Source organism: Rhizorhabdus antheiae (assembly GCF_049889055.1).
In the GTDB taxonomy this organism is placed as follows: domain Bacteria; phylum Pseudomonadota; class Alphaproteobacteria; order Sphingomonadales; family Sphingomonadaceae; genus Rhizorhabdus.
Map to the genome: position 1 here is coordinate 71,602 of NZ_JBLTWO010000004.1, position 15,464 is coordinate 87,065.

Genomic DNA, 15,464 nt, shown 5'->3' on the forward strand with positions numbered 1-15,464 from the left:
TCAGCGCGCCAGGGCCAGCGCCTTGAGCGCGCTGGTCCCGGCCACGGCGATCAGTTCGCCCGGCTTCACGCCCGAAAGGAGCAGCGCCTGCCCGTCGCTGGTCGCGCCACTGGAGACGGTGCGGATGCGGAAGCCGCTGCGGGTCCGGACGAAGACCACGTCATGGCCGTCGAGACTGGTGACCGCTTCCGCAGGCACCGACACCGCGCCTGCCGGCGGCGGGCCTTCGAGCGTGACGCTCGTCGCGCGCCCGGCGATCACGCCGGGCCCTGCGGGAAGCTTCGCCTTGAGCGTGATCGAACGGGTGGCGGGATCGATCGTGCTGCCGACCGAGGTGACCGTCCCTCGCGCTGCGCCGAGACGGATGCCCATGCCGGGTCGCGCCTGACCGGCCAGCCGCTCGGGCAATTGTGCCTCGACCTCGTAGCGGTCGACCGCGTCGATCACATAGGGCGCGCCGGTGCCGTCGACCGGATCGCCGGCCTGCAGCATGGCCTTGGTCACCCGGCCCGCGATCGGGGCGACGAGTGTGTAGGTACCGTTGCCGCCGCGCCCGTTGACGAGATCGAGGATGCGCGCCTTTTCGGCGACATCGGCGCGCGCCTCTGCGGCCTGGGCCTGCGCCTCGTCGAGCCGGGCACCCGCGACGACGCCCGCCTTCTGTAGCTGCGCCATGCGCTGCGCGCTCGAACTGGCGACGCCCAGCCGCGCCCGGGCACGGGCGAGGTCGCCGCTCAGCGAGACGACGTCGCGGCTGGCGATCACCGCCAGGGGCTGGCCGCGCCGGACACTGTCGCCCTCGACCGCCATCGTACGGACCACCACGCCGGGTAGTGCGGCGGCGACCGCAACGCGCGCGCCGGGCGGCGGCACGACCACCGCCGGCAGCTGCGCAATCGGCGCACTGGTCGCGACCATCGCCGGGACCGTCCGGATCGCGAGACGGCCCAGTTGATCGGGCGTCAGCGGGAGAATGTCGGATGGCGGCGCGGCAGCCGCAGTCGTGCCGTCCGGCTCACCGTTGCGGGCGGGCTCGCCGCCCATGCCCCACCACAGGAGACCCGCAGCGACGATCGCCGCCAATCCCCCAATCGCATAGCCCCGATAGTTTCGCATGCGCAGCAATTAGCCTGCGAAGCTGACGCCTGCCTGACGGGGCCGGTCAGTTGATCCGAAAGTCGAGGATAAGCTCGCGCTGCATCTGATCGGTCGAAAGGCGCCCGCCGGCCGCCACCATGATGCGGTCGGCGATGGCCAGGCCGAGCCCGGCGCCGGTCCGACTGGCATGGTCGGCGCGGCTGTGTCGCTGGACGAGAACCGCCAGCCGGTCCGGGGACAGGCCCTCTCCCTCGTCGCGAACGCGCAACGTCGCGCCGGGGCCGGCGGCAACGATCACCGAGCCGCCCTCCGGCGTTGCGCGGATCGCATTTTCCACCAGATTGCGCAGCGCCGCCGCGATCGCTTCACGGTGTCCGTTGACGACCGGGGGCGCGCCGACGGTCTCGATCGCGATGCTGCGCCCGGCGTCGATCGCCTGAGCCGCCATCAGGGCGACCACCTCCTCGGCAATCTCGGGCAGGATGACAGCCCGTGGGGGCTGCGCCGCGACCGCACCCGAATCGACCTGGGCAAGCAGCATCAGCTGGTCGATCAGCCTGCGCATGGCGGACAGATCATGTTTGAGCCGCGCGATTTCGGGATGGTCGATGCTGTCGAGTTCGAGCGACAGCACGGCGAGCGGCGTCCGCAGTTCGTGCGCGACGTCGGCGGCGAAGGCCTCGTGCCGGGCCGCCGCTTCGTCGAGCCGACCAAGCAAGCGGTTCACCGCCTGGGCGAAGGGCAGCGCTTCGGCGGGAAAGCGCCCGGTATCGATGCGGATGCCGCGCTCCATGCCCTGCGCGCTTTCGATCGCCTGCGCCGCATCGCCAAGCGGGGCAAAGGCACGTCGGATCACCCAGAGGCTGGCGAAGGCGAGCGGGAGAACGAGGACGAGCACCGGCAGGCCGACATGCTCGGTCATCTCCTCGATCGCGAGATCGAGTGCCGGTCCGGGGCCGAGATCGCTGAAGGACAGCCCATATTCGAGCAGGACGCCGAATATCAGCAGCACCGTCCCGCCGGCGCCGATCAACGACAGGCCGAGACCAAGCCGGCGAATGACCGAACGTCGCGTCGGCATCAGTCTGCCGCGCGGAGCATATAGCCCAGCCCTCTTATGGTGTGCAGCATCCCTCCCGCGCCGGCCTGGTCGAGGCGGCGGCGCAGGCGCGAGACGATCGCCTCGACCGCGTTGGGGGTGACCGGCTCGGCAAAGCTGTAGAGCGCATCTTCGATCACGGACCGGCGCACCACCGTCCCCGCCTGGCGCATGAGGATTTCGAGCAAGTCGGCCTCGCGCCGGCCGAGATCGAGCATCCGGCCTTCGACACTGGCCTGCCGGGTCGCTGTATCGAAGCGCAGCGGCCCGTTCTCGAGCAGGCTGTTCGCGCGCGGGCCGGGTCGGCGAAGCAGCGCACGGATCCTGGCGGCGATCTCGTCGATCTCGGCAGGCTTGGTGACATAATCGTCGGCGCCGGCATCGAGACCGGAAACCCGCTCCTCGAGCGATCCTCGCGCGGTCAGGATCAGCGCCGGCACGCTCTCCCCTGCCCTGCGCCGCGCTGCGAGCCAGTCCACCCCGTCGCCATCGGGCAATCCGAGGTCGAGGATCAGCGCATCATAATGAGCGGTGGCCATGGCCGCGTCCGCCGCATCGAGCGAATGGGCGGTGTCGCAGGCCAGCCCGCGACGGCCCAGGCCTTCGGCGGTCAGGGCCGCGAGCCGCGCATTGTCCTCGACGATCAGCAGCCGCACATGACCTCCTAGCGCGCCGGGCCCGCACGTCCCGCAACGCGACGCTTTTCGCTACAGCAGACCAGCATGGCGAGGCAATCTGACCTCAGCCTGACGCAAGGGTCCGCGCAATTCTATTGCGCGGTTAAAATTAGGGGCTAGGCTGCACTTCCCATGACCGGCCGCGCACCAGAAGCCGGCCAGACAAGGGACATCCGCATGATATTCGGGCGCGTAAAGCCTCTCGACGCCATTCTCGCTACCGCAGCCAAGAAGTCGCTGCACCGGTCCTTGGGCCCCTTCCAGCTGACCATGCTGGGCATCGGCGGCATCATCGGCACCGGCATCTTCGTTCTCACCGCCGAAGCCGCCCAGAAGGCGGGGCCGGGCATGATGCTCAGCTTCATCATCGCCGGTTTCGTCTGCGCGGTTGCCGCGCTCTGTTACGCCGAAATGGCAGCCATGGTGCCCGTATCGGGCTCGGCCTACACCTATAGCTATGCCGTGATGGGCGAGCTGGTCGCCTGGATGGTCGGCTGGGCGCTCGTGCTCGAATATGCGATCGCGGCGGGCGCCGTCTCGGTCGGATGGTCGGGCTATGTCGTCGGGCTGTTCCAGCATCTGACAGGCATAACCGTGCCAAAGACCTTCATATTGGGTCCGATCGACGGCGGCCTGATCAATATTCCGGCTGCGATAATCGCGCTGGTGGTGACCTGGCTGCTCGTCCTGGGCACCAAGGAGAGCGCGACGGTGAACGCCGTCCTCGTGGCGATCAAGGTCGCCGCGCTGAGCCTGTTCGTCGTGCTGGCTCTGCCGGTGATGAACCTGCAGCATTTCGACCCCTTCGCGCCGCTCGGCTTCGCCGGCATCTCGGCCGCCGCCGCGTCGATCTTCTTCGCCTATGTCGGCTTCGACGCGGTCTCGACCGCCGCCGAGGAGACCAAGAACCCGCAGCGCAACATGCCGATCGGCCTGATCGGTTCGCTCGGCATCTGCACCATCTTCTACATGCTGGTTGCGGCCGGCGTGATTGGCGGCGTCGGCGCGCAGCCGATGCTCGACGCGGCCGGCAATGGGCTGCCGACCGGGTCGACCGAGCTTGCCGCCGCCTGCTCGGCGATCGGCGACGCCAAGGTCGTCTGCTCGAAGGAAGCACTGGCCTGGACGCTGCGCGAGATCGGGTGGCCGCAGGTCGGAAACCTGATCGGCCTTGCCGCCGGTCTGGCACTGCCCTCTGTCATCCTGATGATGATGTTCGGCCAGACCCGCATCTTCTTCGTGATGAGCCGCGACGGGCTGCTGCCGTCGGCCTTTTCGCGGGTTCATCCGAAGTACAAGACCCCGCATGTCGTGACGATCATGACCGGCGTGTTCGTGTCGATCTTCGCCGCCTTGTTCCCGGTCGGCGCGCTGGCCGACATCTCCAATTCGGGTACGCTGTTTGCCTTCGCGGCGGTCTCGATCGCGGTGCTCGTGCTGCGTCGGACCGAGCCGGGCCGCAAGCGTCCGTTCAGGACGCCGGCCGTGATGATCGTGGCGCCGCTCGCTGCAGCCGGCTGCTTCTACCTGTTCTTCAGCCTGTCCTTCTATACGAAGTCGTTGTTCTTCGGCTGGGCCCTGGTCGGGCTGGTCGTGTACTTCTGCTACGGTTATCGGAAGAGCAACCTCGGTCGCGGAATCGTGGACACCCACGAAACCGATGCCGACGCCCCGCCGCTCCCGGTTCCGCCGGTCGACTGATCGGCGACCGTCGACAGACGTCAGAAGTCCGGCGAAAGCCGGGCTTCCTTCGTTTCAGCGCTGGTCGAGACGACTCTCGATCAACCCGGCGAGATCCTCGTCCAGCGGCAGGCGCGGTCCCATCTGGGCGATGATCCGGCCGGCGGCGATCGATCCCATGCGCAGGCAGGTCTCGATGTCCCGCCCGCGCGCCAGTCCGGCGAGAACGCCGGCGGCGAACAGGTCGCCCGCGCCGGTCGTGTCGACGATCGGCCCGAAGGGTTCGGCCGGCACCGCCACGCGGCGTCCGCCCTCGATCGCGATCGCGCCCTCCGCACCGCAGGTCGCGATCAGCAGCGGAACGCGCCCCGACGCCCATGCGAGCCCCGCCTCGAAATCGGATCGGCCGCTGAGCTCGGCCAGCTCGCCCTCGTTGGCGAACAAGATGTCGATGGTTCGCAGCTCAAGCAGTTCGACGAAATCGTCATGATGCTCGCGGACGCAAAACTCCGAGGACAAGGTGAAGGCCGTCCGCCGGCCGTGACGGCGCGCCATGTCCAGGGCGGCGCGGCAGGCAGCGCGCGGCTCCTCAGTCCGCCACATATAACCCTCGACATAGAGGATCGCGCTGTCGGCGGCGATGCCCGCGTCGAAGGCGGCAGCGGGCAGAAATTCGGAGGCGCCGATCGCGGTGTTCATCGTGCGATGGCCGTCCGGGCTGACGATGATCAGGCAGCGGCCGGTGGGCGTTTCGATCGGCGGCAGCGGAAAGTCGATGCCGCTGGCGGTCATGTCGCCCGCGAAGAGCAGGCCCAGCCGATCCCGGCCGACCTGCCCGACGAAGGCGAGCCGAAGACCGAGGCGCGCGAGCGCCGCCATGGTGTTGGCCGCCGACCCCCCGCACACCTCCTCGCACAGGCCCATCGCTTCGTGCAGGATCACCGCGCGATCGGGATCGATCGGCTGCATCAGCCCGCGCTGAAGCCCTTGCGCGGACACGAACTGATCATCCTTGTGGCAGAGCACGTCGACCAGCGCATTGCCGATCGCGACCACATCGTAGCGGGGTGGAATCATGCCGCCTCCCCTAGAGCGAGACGCGCCGCGTTGGAAGGGCGCCCCGCGGCAACGGGCTTGCGCCGCGTCGCTAATGGTGCTGATCGCTCCCTTATGACGATGCGCCCGCTTCTGCTGACCATTCCCATCGCCCTGCTGGCCTCCTGCGGCCCGGCCACACCACCCCCGACGCTGACGCCGCCGCCCCCGGTGCGGACCGAAGCAGGACTCGATCGCGTCCTGGGTCGGGATGCCCGCGCGCTGATCGCCTTATTCGGCACGCCGAACCAGGATGTCCGCGAGGGCACCGCGCGAAAGCTTCAATATGCGAGCAGCGTCTGCGTGATGGATGCCTATCTCTATCCATCCGCACCGGGGCGGGAGGCAGTGGTGACGCATGTCGACGCGCGGCTGCCCAATGGCGAGGACATCGACCGCGCCTCGTGCATCGCTGCGCTCAGCCGCCGGCGCGAGGCGCGCTGACCGCTACAGCGCCAGGCGGTCGAGCACCGCCGGCAGCAGCGCATCGACTGCACGTTCGGCCGCTCCCTCGTCGCCTCCGAACACACCGCTGAGCGCGAGTTGGGTAAAGCCGTGGACCGTCGCCCAGGCGGCCAGCGACGACGCTGCGTCCACCTCGCACGGGCTGGCGTCCGCTGCCCCCTCGCCCCGCACGACGCGGTCGAGAATCAGGAAAGCACGCCGGTTTGCGGCTTTCAGCTCTTCATCCGCGGCATCCACCAGCCCGCGTCGCCAGATCAGGTCGAAAGCCGCACGATGCGCGAGTGCGAAGCGGACATAGGCCATGCCCTGCGCGCGCAGGCGGGCGATGCGATCGCGGCCGACATCGGCCTGCTCCAGCGCATCACCGAACGATCTGCTGGTGACCGTTGCGAGCGCCGTCAACAGGCCACGCGCGTCGCCGAAATGATGTCCTGGTGCAGCCGGCGAAACCCCCGCCCGCCGCGCTGCTTCGCGCAGCGAAAAGCCGTCCGGACCGCGCTCCTCGACCACCGCGCGCGCAGCATCGATCAGGGCATCGCGCAAGGCGCCATGGTGATAGCGGCTCCTCCGGCTAATCTTGACACTGTTCATATCATCGGCCATCACCAATCTGTACAGTGTACAGATAGGAGTCGCAACATGGGCCTGCCTGCACAGATTTTCGCGATCGCCAATCTCCTCGCCATGATCGCATGGCTGGCCCTGCTGGCGACCCTTCCTTTCCCCACGATCCGGACGCGAACCAACCGACTCGCGACGATCGCCGTGCCGGTGCTCCTCGCGCTCGCCTATGCCGCGCTGCTGATCGGCGGAGGGCCGGCACCCGGCGAGGGCGGCTTTGGGTCGATTACCGAAGTCAGGGCGCTCTTTGCCGACGACTCCATGCTGACCGCCGGCTGGATCCACTATCTGGCCTTCGATCTGTTCGTCGGAGGATGGGTCGCCCGCGACGCGGCCGACCGCGCCCTGCCCTGGTGGCTGCTTCCGCCCTGTCTGATCCTGTGTTTCCTGTTCGGCCCGACCGGCCTGCTTGCCTATATGCTGGTCCGCACGCTGATTCAGCGAAAGGCGGCAGCATGACGACGGCCCTCGCTACCCGCCCGTCGGGCCCGCTTGCGCGTCTGGCCGACGATCTGGTTGCTGGGGACCGGCTGCTCGCGCGATATGGCTTCCTCCTTCTCGGCCTGTTTCCGGTCGCGCTGCTGCTGCAGACAATCGACCCGCGCCTGTTGGCGAGCGGCGTCGATCCCTGGGTAAAGCCGGCCAAGTTCCTGCTGTCGCTGGGCCTGTTCGCGCTGACGACCGCGTGGATCACCGGCTTCGTCGCGTCAGGGACGAGGGACACGCCGCTGCTTCGCGCCAATCGCCGGATCATTGTCGCGGCTGCGACGTTCGAGCTCGCCTACATCATCGTCCAGGCGGCGCTCGGGGAGGCATCCCATTTCAATCGCGATACGCCGCTGCATGCCGCGCTTTACGCTCTTATGGGTATCGGGGCGACCATGCTCGTCGCGGCGATGCTGCCGATCGCTGGCCAGCTGGTGCGCCACCCCATTGCAGGGCTCCGCCCTTCGTTCCACTTCGCGCTGATCGCCGGCCTGGTGCTCACCTTCCTCCTCGGCGGCGGGCTCGGCCTATATATGGGCGCACAGACGAGCCATGCGGTCGGCCCCGAGGGGCACGGCCTGCCGCTTTTCGGCTGGAACCGGGTCGGCGGCGACCTGCGGGTCGCCCATTTCCTGGGGATGCACGCCCAGCAGGCGATCCCGCTGCTGGGCCTTGCCGTTCGCGGTCTTGATGAACACCACGGCTGGGCACTGCTGGTCGCGGGCACCCTGCTCTACTGCGCGCTGACCTTGGCGAGCTTTGCCCAGGCCGTCTCGGGACTGCCGGTTCTAGCTGCGTGAAAGCGTACCGAAAGGGATCACCGGTCGCGTACGGCGGCGGAGGCTATGGCCGACCAGGCCGAACCCGAGGATCAGCATCATCCACGTGCCTGGCTCCGGTGCGACGATCACCGCCTGGACGAGGAAGTCCTGCTTGCCCGCGACCGTCAACGCCTGCAGGCCCTGCGCGAGCGGGGCCGAGCCATTGGCCGTGCTGACATAGTTCAGATAGGTCTGCGCCTGCGCGATGACCTGCGAGAAGTTGGACGAGGCCGGGGTCGAGAAATAGGTCGTGCCGCTGGTGACGTCGAAGGGGTTGCTCGACGATTCGCTGACGATCTCCCACAGCGCGATCTGGAGCGCCGAGGCCTGAACGGCGGTCATCGGCGCGGACAAATTGGGAGCGAACTGACCGAACAGCTGCGATATCTGGAGCGCCTTGCCGACGCCGATCCCGCCGGAGATGCTGCTCTTGCCAGCCTGCGCGAGAGGATCGACCGTGTAGGTGTAGCTCGAATTGAGCGTCGCGTCCTCATAGGGTTCGACGCAGAAGGCGAAGAAGCTGTTGCCGGAGCCCTCCAACTGCTGCGTGTCGGTACCGCCCGTGCGCGTGAAGGTCGCCAGGCCGTTCAGCACCTGGCTGGCAAAGGGCGTACCGTTGGGGCGAATGGCGTTCATGGTGATCGTACTGCCGGACCCGACGCTGTTCAGTGTCGCGATGATGGTCGCGGCTGAGGCGCTGGACGCCGTGCAGACGCTGGCCAGGCCCAGCATGAAGGAAAGCGCCATGATATGCAGACGGTGCATGATATCGGTCCCCACGCGACCGGTCGTTCCGGCCCTTTCGTTATGGGTAAAAGCTAAGCAAGAAGCGGGCCAGCCGCAGCGCCCATTGATTTCGCGGTAAAAATGCTGGGCGGTGTCGAGCGGCTGTAAAATACTCCGACAGCAAAGAAAGCCCCGCCGGTGGTATCAGCGCCCGTGCAGGCGGCTCAGATCGAGCAGGTCGGCCGTCACCCAGCCATTGACGTAATTGACGTAGAACAGGCCGAAGGCGACCGCCGATACGATCGTGGTCCAAAGCAAGGTACGCCACACCGAGAAACGCGGCGTGGCACTTTCGACCTGCCCGGGCACCGCCGCCTCGGGCTCCGCGCTGCTGCGGAGCCGGAAGGGCAGAACGAGGAACAGACAGCCCCACCAGAAGAGCAGATAGATCGCGATGATCGACGTCAACTTCATGGCGCCGCCTTCCCCCGAAAGCCGTCAGATACGGATGATCGACACGTCGACGATCGGCTTCTTGCCGGTCCAGGCGGTCGCGCGCCGGCGCACGGCGAGACGCACCGCCTCGCGCAGTTTCGCCTCGTCGCGTCCGCCTTTCCGGACCGCGCCCTTCGCGGCCTCGGCGGCGTCCGCGAGAAAGGCCTCGCGGTCCTCTTCAACGGGCAGACCCTGGATCATGAGCGACGGCTCACCCCGCAACCGGTCGCCCTTCTCGAGCACCAGCGTGACGCCGACGAAGCCATATTGCGCCACACGCCGTCGCTCGTTCATCGTCGAGCCGTCGGCGGGCAGGATCACGTCGCCGTCGAGAACCAGCCGTCCGGTGCGCTCCTGGCGGATCGCCTTCGGCCCGTCGGGCGCGAGGCGGACGACCGTGCCGTTCTGCTGGACGATGCCGTGCGGCACGCCTTGTGCCTTGGCGAAGCGGGCCTGCTCAGCCATGTGGCGCAGCTCGCCATGGACCGGCAGGATGATCTCCGGACGGATCCAGTCGTACATCGCCGCCAGTTCGGGGCGGCCGGGATGGCCCGAGACGTGGACATCGGCCTGACGCTCGGTGATCATCTCGATCCCCTTTGCCGCCAGCGCATTCTGGATGCGGCCGATGGCAATCTCGTTGCCCGGAATCTGCTTCGACGAGAAGACGACCGTGTCACCGGCCGAAAGCTTGACCGGATGGCTGTCGAAGGCGATCCGCGACAGCGCAGCGCGCGCCTCGCCCTGGCCGCCGGTGGCGATGATCATCACCTCCTGCGGGGGCAGGCGCATCGCATCCTCGACGTCGATGATCGGCGGGAAATCCTTGAGGTAGCCGCTCGACTTCGCCACCCGGATGATCCGGTCGAGCGAGCGGCCCGCGACGCACAGCTTGCGTCCGGTGTCGTTCGCCACTTCGCCCAGCGTCTGCAGCCGCGCAGCGTTCGAAGCGAAGGTCGTGACGAGCACGCGCGCCTTGCAGGCGCCGATGACCTCGTCGAGCCCCTTGCGCACCGAGGCTTCGGAGCCCGATGCTTCGGAATTGAAGACATTGGTCGAATCGCAGACGAGCGCGAGGACGCCCTTGTCGCCGATCGCCTTCAACTCCTCGGCGGTCGAGGGAATGCCCAGCACGGGCTCGTCGTCGAGCTTCCAGTCGCCGGTGTGGAAGATGCGGCCATAGGGCGTCTCGATCAGCAGCGCGTTGCCCTCGGGGATCGAATGGGCGAGCGGGACATAGGTGAAGCCGAACGGCCCCAGCGCGAAGCTGCCCTCATTGTCGATCACGTGGAGTTCGACCTTGTCGGTGATGCCCTCTTCGTCGAGCTTGCCGCGGATCAGCTCCGCCGTGAACTTGGTCGCATAGAGCGGAACGCCGAGATCGGCGGCGAGGTAGGGGATCGCGCCGATATGGTCCTCATGCCCGTGCGTCAGGACGATGCCGAGCAGGTCGTCGGCACGCTCCTCGATGAAGGCGAGCTCGGGCAGGATCAGCTCGACACCCGGATAGCCGGGATCGGCGAAGGTCAGGCCGAGATCGACCATCACCCATTTGCCCTGGGTGCCGTAGAGATTGACGTTCATGCCGATCTCCCCGGAGCCGCCAAGCGCCAGGAAGAGCAATTCGTTACCGGGAGTCGTCACTTAGAAAATTGTCCAATCTGTCAAAGCCGGGCCTTCAGCCGGTCATACATGATGCCGAGGCCCTGGATGGTGAGGTCGGGCTCGATGCTGTCGAACAGTTTGACATGGCGTTCGAACAGCGGCGCGAGCCCGCCGGTGGCGATGATCTTCACGGGGCGACCGACCTCGGCCTTCATGCGGCCGACGAGCCCCTCGATCATCGAGACATAGCCGAAATAGATGCCGACGAGCATCTGGCTGGTGGTCGTGCGGCCGATCACGCTGGCGCTCTCGGGCGCCTCGATCGCGATGCGTGGCAGTTTTGCCGCCGCCCCGACCAGCGCGTCGAGCGACAGGTTGATGCCCGGCGCGATGATCCCGCCTTTATAGGCGCCGGTATAATCGACCACGTCGAAGGTCGTCGCGGTGCCGAAATCGATCACGATCAGGTCGCCGGGATGGCGGCGATGCGCCGCTATGACGTTCACCGCACGGTCGGCGCCGACATTCTGCGGCTCGTCGACGTCGAGGGTGATCCCCCATTCGACGGGCGGCCGGCCCGCAACCAGCGCGGTCACGCCGAAATATTTACTCGCCAGCACTTCCAGATTGTGGAGAGCGCGCGGCACCACCGTGGCGACGATAACCGCTTCGATGGCCGACCGCTCATAGCCTTCGAGCTGCAGCAGCTGGTGCAGCCACACCGCATATTCGTCGGCCGTGCGCCGGGGATCGGTCGCAATGCGCCAGCGCGCCTTGATCGCGTCACCGTCGACCAGCGCGAAAACGATGTTGGTGTTCCCTGCGTCGATCGCAAGCAGCATGACCGGTACGAGTCCTTCCTTCGGGGCGCCTATAGCAGGAAAACGTCGCCTGCGTGCACATGATGCACATGTCCATCGGGGCAGCGCAGTTTGAGCGCGCCTTCGGGGGTCAGACCATCGAACAGGCCTTCGAGCACGCCTTCGGGTGCTTGCACGCGCAGCGCCGTACCGATGGGGTGCGCACGCATTTGCCACCTGGACAGGATGACGGCCAGTCCTTCCCCCCGCCAGCGGCCGAGCCACGCGGAAAAGCGTGCTGCCAGTTCCTCGGCGAAGTCCGCGGGCGAAGGCGGCGACAGGCCGAGGCCGGCGAGGCTGATCGTGGGCCGATCGAGACCGATCGGATGATGGGCCAGGTTCACCCCGATCCCGACGACCACGGCGTCGTCGGCGCCTTCGAGCAATATGCCCGACAGTTTGGCACCATCGACGAGAAGGTCGTTCGGCCATTTGATCGACAGCCGGTCCGCCCCCACCCAGGCCTGCAACAGCGCGTCGAGCGCGACCGCCGCCACGAAGGCGAGGCTCGACGCCGGCGGATCGCCGGGCAGGCGGCGCACCAAGGTGGATCCGTAGAAATTGCCGGGCGGCGAAACCCAGGGACGTCCCTGCCGGCCGCGACCGCCGGTCTGGGCGTCAGCGCGGATCCAGCTACCCTCCGGTGCTCCGGCGCGGGCGAGCGCGGCGACGTCGGCGTTGGTCGAACCGGTCTCGGCGACGTGCTGGATCGCCGGGGTCATGCCGCCATGTCCCCGGCCATCATGCAATCAGGCCTTTTGCAGGCTATCAGAATAGCGCGCGCGCCGCCGTCATGCTCGTCGCGTCGAGCAGCGGGATCGCCAGATAGCCGAGCGGCGATACCGCAAGAGCCATGAGGACGATGACACCACCTTCGACGCGCGAATCGGCGGGAGCGAAGCCCTCGGCAGGGTCGTCGAAGTAGATCGTCTTGACGATCTTCAGATAATAGAAGGCGCCGATCACCGAGGTCGCGATGCCGATCATCGCGAGCGGCCAATAGCCGGCGCGGACGAGCGCATCGAACACCAGGAATTTCGGCCAGAAGCCGAACAGCGGCGGAATGCCCGCCAAGCTGAACATGAAGATCGCGAAGGCTGCCGCGAGACCCGGACGCGTGCGCGACAGACCCGAAAGGCTGGCGATCGCTTCGACCGGGCGGCCATCGGCATCGCGCATCTGCAGAAGGCAGGCGAAACTGCCGAGCGTCATCGCGACGTAAACCGCGAGATAGGTCAGCGTGGCCGCGATGCCGTCGGCAGTTCCGGCGGCGAGGCCGAACAGCGCGAAGCCGACATTGTTGATCGACGAATAGGCAAGCAGCCGCTTGATGTTCGACTGGCCGATTGCGGCGACGCCGCCGACGATCGTCGAGGCGAGCGCGGCGAAGACGACGATCTGGCGCCACTGATCGGTGGCCGAGCCCATCGCCTCGACCGAGACGCGCATGAGGAGGGCCATGGCGGCAACCTTGGGGGCCGAGGCGAAGAAGGCCGTGACCGGGGTCGGCGCGCCTTCATAGACGTCTGGCGTCCACATGTGGAACGGCACCGCCGAAATCTTGAAGGCGAGGCCCGCCAGGACGAAGACCAGGCCGAACATCGTGCCGATGCCGATGTCCTTCGACATGGCGTCGGAAATGCCCGCGAACAGGGTCGTGCCGGTGAAGCCGTAGAGCAACGAGATGCCGTAGAGCAGGATGCCCGAGGCAAGCGCGCCGAGGACGAAATATTTGAGCGCCGCTTCGGCCGAGCGCGTGTCGCGGCGCAGGAAGCCGGCGAGGACATAGGCCGAGAGCGACTGCAGTTCGAGGCCGACATAGAGCGTCAGCAGGTCGCCCGCCGACACCATCATCCCCATGCCGACGGCCGACAGCAGGATCAGCACCGGATATTCGGCGCGATAGCCGCCCGCCCGGGCAAAGAAGCCGGGCGCAAGCAGCACCGAGACCGCCGCCGCGATATAGATCAGCAGCTTGGCGAAGGCCGCGAAGCTGTCGGCGATATAGAGGCCGTCGAAGCCGGGCCCGCCGCTGCCGGCCGGGCCGGTGAGCGAAAAGGCGGCAGCGCCGAACAGCGCGACCGCACCCCAGCCGATAGCGCGGGACAGGCCGTCACCACCGAAGGCGGCGACGAGCAGCAGGAGCAGCGCTCCGACCGTGAGGATCAGCTCGGGGACGGTGAGAGCGAGGGAGGCGGTAATCGACATCAGTGGTGCGCCTCCGCATGCGCCGACGCTTGAGCTGGGACAGGACCGACGGCGACCTTGGCGTCGCCATGGGGAGCCGTGGGCGCGAGCCGGGCGAGGATCGCCCCGACATCGTTGCGCATCGGCGCGAGGAAACTTTCCGGATAGACGCCCATCCAGAGGGTAGCGGCCGCAAGCGGGGCGAGGATCGCCATCTCACGCGCGGTCAGATCGGGCATGGTCGCCGCTTCCGCCGTGCGCGCCGAGCCGTAGGCGATGCGCGCATAGAGGTAGAGCATATAGGCCGCGCCCAGGATCACGCCGGTGGTGGCGACGAAGCCGACCCAGGAGGAGATCTCATAGGCGCCGACCAGCGACAGGAACTCGCCGACGAAGTTGCTGGTGCCCGGCAGGCCGACCGAGGCCATGGTGAACAGCAGGAACAGCATCGCATATTTGGGCATGTTGTCCGACAGGCCGCCATAGCGGGCGATCTCGCGGGTGTGCATGCGGTCGTAGATCACGCCGACGCACAGGAAGAGCGCGCCCGAGACGAGACCGTGGCCGAGCATGACCATCAGCGCGCCTTCGAGGCCCTGGCGGTTGAAGGCGAACAGGCCGATGGTGACGAAGGCCATGTGCGCGACCGACGAATAGGCGATCAGCTTCTTCATGTCCTCCTGCACCAGCGCGATCAGCGAGGTGACCACCACCGCGACCATCGACAGGCCCAGGACCAGCCACATCAGCTCGGCCGAGGCGACCGGGAACATCGGCAGCGAGAAGCGGACGAAGCCATAGCCGCCCATCTTGAGCAGCACGCCGGCCAGGATGACCGATCCGGCCGTCGGCGCCTGAACGTGCGCGTCGGGCAGCCAGGTGTGGACCGGCCACATCGGCATCTTCACCGCGAAGGAGGCGAAGAAGGCGAGGAACAGCCAGGTCTGCGCTTCCGGCGGGAAGTCATAGGCCATCAACGTCGGGATGAAGGTCGTGCCGGCCTCGTTCACCATCCACAGCATCGCGATCAGCATCAGCACCGATCCGAGCAGCGTGTAGAGGAAGAATTTGTAGCTGGCGTAGATCCTGTCCGCGCCGCCCCAGATGCCGATGATCAGATACATCGGGATCAGGCCGGCTTCGAAGAAGATGTAGAACAGGAACAGATCCTGCGCCGCGAAGACGCCGATCATCAGCGTTTCCATCAGCAGGAAGGCGGCCATATATTCGGGCACGCGCTTCTCGATCGCCTCCCACGAGGCGGCGATGCAGATCGGCATCAGGAACACCGACAAAACGATCAGCAGCAGCGCGATGCCGTCGATGCCAAGCGCCCAGGCGAAACGCCCGAACAGCGCGACATGCTCGGTGAACTGCCACTGCGCGCCGCCGATCTCATACCGGTTCCACAGCAGCAGGCCGAGCGCGAGATCGACGAAGGTCACGAAGAGCGCGATCCAGCGCGCCCCCTTGTCCCCGGCGAACAGACAGGCGAACGCGGCCACCAGCGGCAGCGCGATCATCAGGGAAAGGATCGGAAAGCCCATCG

General features: G+C 67.2%; 16 protein-coding genes. 4 read left to right on the plus strand and 12 right to left on the minus strand.

The annotated features are described in order from the left end of the window. Genes ACNI3R_RS09570 through ACNI3R_RS09580 form a run of 3 tightly spaced genes read right to left on the minus strand, consistent with a single transcriptional unit; the run spans position 1 to position 2,853 of the window. Entirely contained in the window at positions 1 to 1,116 is a 1,116-nt protein-coding gene (locus ACNI3R_RS09570) for an efflux RND transporter periplasmic adaptor subunit (RefSeq protein ID WP_426182517.1), read from the minus strand. Between the two features lie 46 nt (positions 1,117 to 1,162). Beyond that, entirely contained in the window at positions 1,163 to 2,179 is a 1,017-nt protein-coding gene (locus ACNI3R_RS09575) for a sensor histidine kinase (RefSeq protein WP_426182520.1), read from the minus strand. After that, positions 2,179 to 2,853 (minus strand): response regulator, encoded by a 675-nt coding sequence (locus ACNI3R_RS09580; protein ID WP_426182523.1) that lies wholly within the window; start codon positions 2,851 to 2,853, stop codon positions 2,179 to 2,181. The genes ACNI3R_RS09575 and ACNI3R_RS09580 overlap by 1 nt, the downstream gene beginning before the upstream one ends. Positions 2,854 to 3,051: 198 nt before the next feature. Between ACNI3R_RS09580 and ACNI3R_RS09585 the strand changes: the two genes are divergently transcribed. Next, positions 3,052 to 4,575, plus strand: a complete 1,524-nt coding sequence (locus ACNI3R_RS09585) for an amino acid permease (RefSeq protein WP_426182526.1) — start codon at positions 3,052 to 3,054, stop codon at positions 4,573 to 4,575. 54 nt (positions 4,576 to 4,629) lie between these two features. Here the strand turns inward: ACNI3R_RS09585 and ACNI3R_RS09590 are convergent, their stop codons facing one another. Further along, positions 4,630 to 5,631 carry an adenosine kinase gene (locus ACNI3R_RS09590; RefSeq protein WP_426182528.1) on the minus strand — a complete coding sequence of 334 codons (1,002 nt, stop codon included), beginning with the start codon at positions 5,629 to 5,631 and terminating at the stop codon, positions 4,630 to 4,632. Positions 5,632 to 5,724: 93 nt separating this feature from the next. On the opposite strand from ACNI3R_RS09590, the gene ACNI3R_RS09595 reads away from it, so the two are divergent. Then, a complete protein-coding gene (locus ACNI3R_RS09595) occupies positions 5,725 to 6,093 on the plus strand; it encodes a hypothetical protein (RefSeq protein ID WP_426182531.1) in 369 nt (122 codons plus the stop codon). A 3-nt stretch (positions 6,094 to 6,096) separates the two neighbouring features. Here ACNI3R_RS09595 and ACNI3R_RS09600 read toward each other — a convergent pair whose 3' ends face one another. Continuing rightward, positions 6,097 to 6,705 carry a TetR/AcrR family transcriptional regulator gene (locus tag ACNI3R_RS09600; RefSeq protein WP_426182534.1) on the minus strand — a complete coding sequence of 203 codons (609 nt, stop codon included), beginning with the start codon at positions 6,703 to 6,705 and terminating at the stop codon, positions 6,097 to 6,099. Positions 6,706 to 6,753: 48 nt separating this feature from the next. On the opposite strand from ACNI3R_RS09600, the gene ACNI3R_RS09605 reads away from it, so the two are divergent. Both ACNI3R_RS09605 and ACNI3R_RS09610 read left to right on the plus strand, forming a co-directional pair. Then, positions 6,754 to 7,194 carry an ABA4-like family protein gene (locus ACNI3R_RS09605; protein ID WP_426182537.1) on the plus strand — a complete coding sequence of 147 codons (441 nt, stop codon included), beginning with the start codon at positions 6,754 to 6,756 and terminating at the stop codon, positions 7,192 to 7,194. Next, positions 7,191 to 8,021, plus strand: a complete 831-nt coding sequence (locus tag ACNI3R_RS09610) for a hypothetical protein (RefSeq protein WP_426182539.1) — start codon at positions 7,191 to 7,193, stop codon at positions 8,019 to 8,021. Before ACNI3R_RS09605 ends, ACNI3R_RS09610 begins: the two co-directional genes overlap by 4 nt. On the opposite strand, the gene ACNI3R_RS09615 is transcribed toward ACNI3R_RS09610, so the two are convergent. From ACNI3R_RS09615 to ACNI3R_RS09645, 7 genes are all read right to left on the minus strand, one after another. Then, positions 8,010 to 8,807, minus strand: coding sequence for a PEPxxWA-CTERM sorting domain-containing protein (locus tag ACNI3R_RS09615; protein ID WP_426182542.1), 798 nt, complete (start codon positions 8,805 to 8,807; stop codon positions 8,010 to 8,012). The genes ACNI3R_RS09610 and ACNI3R_RS09615 overlap by 12 nt on opposite strands. Positions 8,808 to 8,972: 165 nt before the next feature. Continuing rightward, complete coding sequence (locus ACNI3R_RS09620) at positions 8,973 to 9,242, minus strand: DUF1467 family protein (protein ID WP_426182545.1); 270 nt, start codon at positions 9,240 to 9,242, stop codon at positions 8,973 to 8,975. Between the two features lie 24 nt (positions 9,243 to 9,266). Further along, positions 9,267 to 10,847, minus strand: a complete 1,581-nt coding sequence (locus ACNI3R_RS09625; protein WP_426183136.1) for a ribonuclease J — start codon at positions 10,845 to 10,847, stop codon at positions 9,267 to 9,269. An 80-nt stretch (positions 10,848 to 10,927) separates the two neighbouring features. Next, the gene (locus ACNI3R_RS09630) at positions 10,928 to 11,710 is read right to left on the minus strand and encodes a type III pantothenate kinase (RefSeq protein WP_426182548.1); all 783 of its coding nucleotides are present in this window, start codon (positions 11,708 to 11,710) and stop codon (positions 10,928 to 10,930) included. Positions 11,711 to 11,739: 29 nt separating this feature from the next. After that, positions 11,740 to 12,450 (minus strand): biotin--[acetyl-CoA-carboxylase] ligase, encoded by a 711-nt coding sequence (locus ACNI3R_RS09635; RefSeq protein ID WP_426182551.1) that lies wholly within the window; start codon positions 12,448 to 12,450, stop codon positions 11,740 to 11,742. Between the two features lie 46 nt (positions 12,451 to 12,496). Continuing rightward, the gene (gene nuoN, locus ACNI3R_RS09640) at positions 12,497 to 13,936 is read right to left on the minus strand and encodes an NADH-quinone oxidoreductase subunit NuoN (RefSeq protein WP_426182554.1); all 1,440 of its coding nucleotides are present in this window, start codon (positions 13,934 to 13,936) and stop codon (positions 12,497 to 12,499) included. Next, positions 13,936 to 15,462 (minus strand): NADH-quinone oxidoreductase subunit M, encoded by a 1,527-nt coding sequence (locus ACNI3R_RS09645; protein ID WP_426182557.1) that lies wholly within the window; start codon positions 15,460 to 15,462, stop codon positions 13,936 to 13,938. The genes nuoN and ACNI3R_RS09645 overlap by 1 nt, the downstream gene beginning before the upstream one ends. Positions 15,463 to 15,464 lie beyond the last annotated feature (2 nt).

What these genes read in the sequence shown, in the direction of transcription:
- ACNI3R_RS09570 (WP_426182517.1), bottom strand. Translation starts at nt 1,116, where the DNA reads ATGCGAAACTATCGGGGCTATGCGATTGGGGGATTGGCGGCGATCGTC.
- ACNI3R_RS09575 (WP_426182520.1), bottom strand. Translation starts at nt 2,179, where the DNA reads ATGCCGACGCGACGTTCGGTCATTCGCCGGCTTGGTCTCGGCCTGTCG.
- ACNI3R_RS09585 (WP_426182526.1), top strand. Translation starts at nt 3,052, where the DNA reads ATGATATTCGGGCGCGTAAAGCCTCTCGACGCCATTCTCGCTACCGCA.
- ACNI3R_RS09590 (WP_426182528.1), bottom strand. Translation starts at nt 5,631, where the DNA reads ATGATTCCACCCCGCTACGATGTGGTCGCGATCGGCAATGCGCTGGTC.
- ACNI3R_RS09595 (WP_426182531.1), top strand. Translation starts at nt 5,725, where the DNA reads ATGACGATGCGCCCGCTTCTGCTGACCATTCCCATCGCCCTGCTGGCC.
- ACNI3R_RS09600 (WP_426182534.1), bottom strand. Translation starts at nt 6,705, where the DNA reads ATGAACAGTGTCAAGATTAGCCGGAGGAGCCGCTATCACCATGGCGCC.
- ACNI3R_RS09605 (WP_426182537.1), top strand. Translation starts at nt 6,754, where the DNA reads ATGGGCCTGCCTGCACAGATTTTCGCGATCGCCAATCTCCTCGCCATG.
- ACNI3R_RS09610 (WP_426182539.1), top strand. Translation starts at nt 7,191, where the DNA reads ATGACGACGGCCCTCGCTACCCGCCCGTCGGGCCCGCTTGCGCGTCTG.
- ACNI3R_RS09615 (WP_426182542.1), bottom strand. Translation starts at nt 8,807, where the DNA reads ATGCACCGTCTGCATATCATGGCGCTTTCCTTCATGCTGGGCCTGGCC.
- ACNI3R_RS09620 (WP_426182545.1), bottom strand. Translation starts at nt 9,242, where the DNA reads ATGAAGTTGACGTCGATCATCGCGATCTATCTGCTCTTCTGGTGGGGC.
- ACNI3R_RS09625 (WP_426183136.1), bottom strand. Translation starts at nt 10,847, where the DNA reads ATGAACGTCAATCTCTACGGCACCCAGGGCAAATGGGTGATGGTCGAT.
- ACNI3R_RS09630 (WP_426182548.1), bottom strand. Translation starts at nt 11,710, where the DNA reads ATGCTGCTTGCGATCGACGCAGGGAACACCAACATCGTTTTCGCGCTG.
- ACNI3R_RS09635 (WP_426182551.1), bottom strand. Translation starts at nt 12,450, where the DNA reads ATGACCCCGGCGATCCAGCACGTCGCCGAGACCGGTTCGACCAACGCC.
- nuoN (WP_426182554.1), bottom strand. Translation starts at nt 13,936, where the DNA reads ATGTCGATTACCGCCTCCCTCGCTCTCACCGTCCCCGAGCTGATCCTC.
- ACNI3R_RS09645 (WP_426182557.1), bottom strand. Translation starts at nt 15,462, where the DNA reads ATGGGCTTTCCGATCCTTTCCCTGATGATCGCGCTGCCGCTGGTGGCC.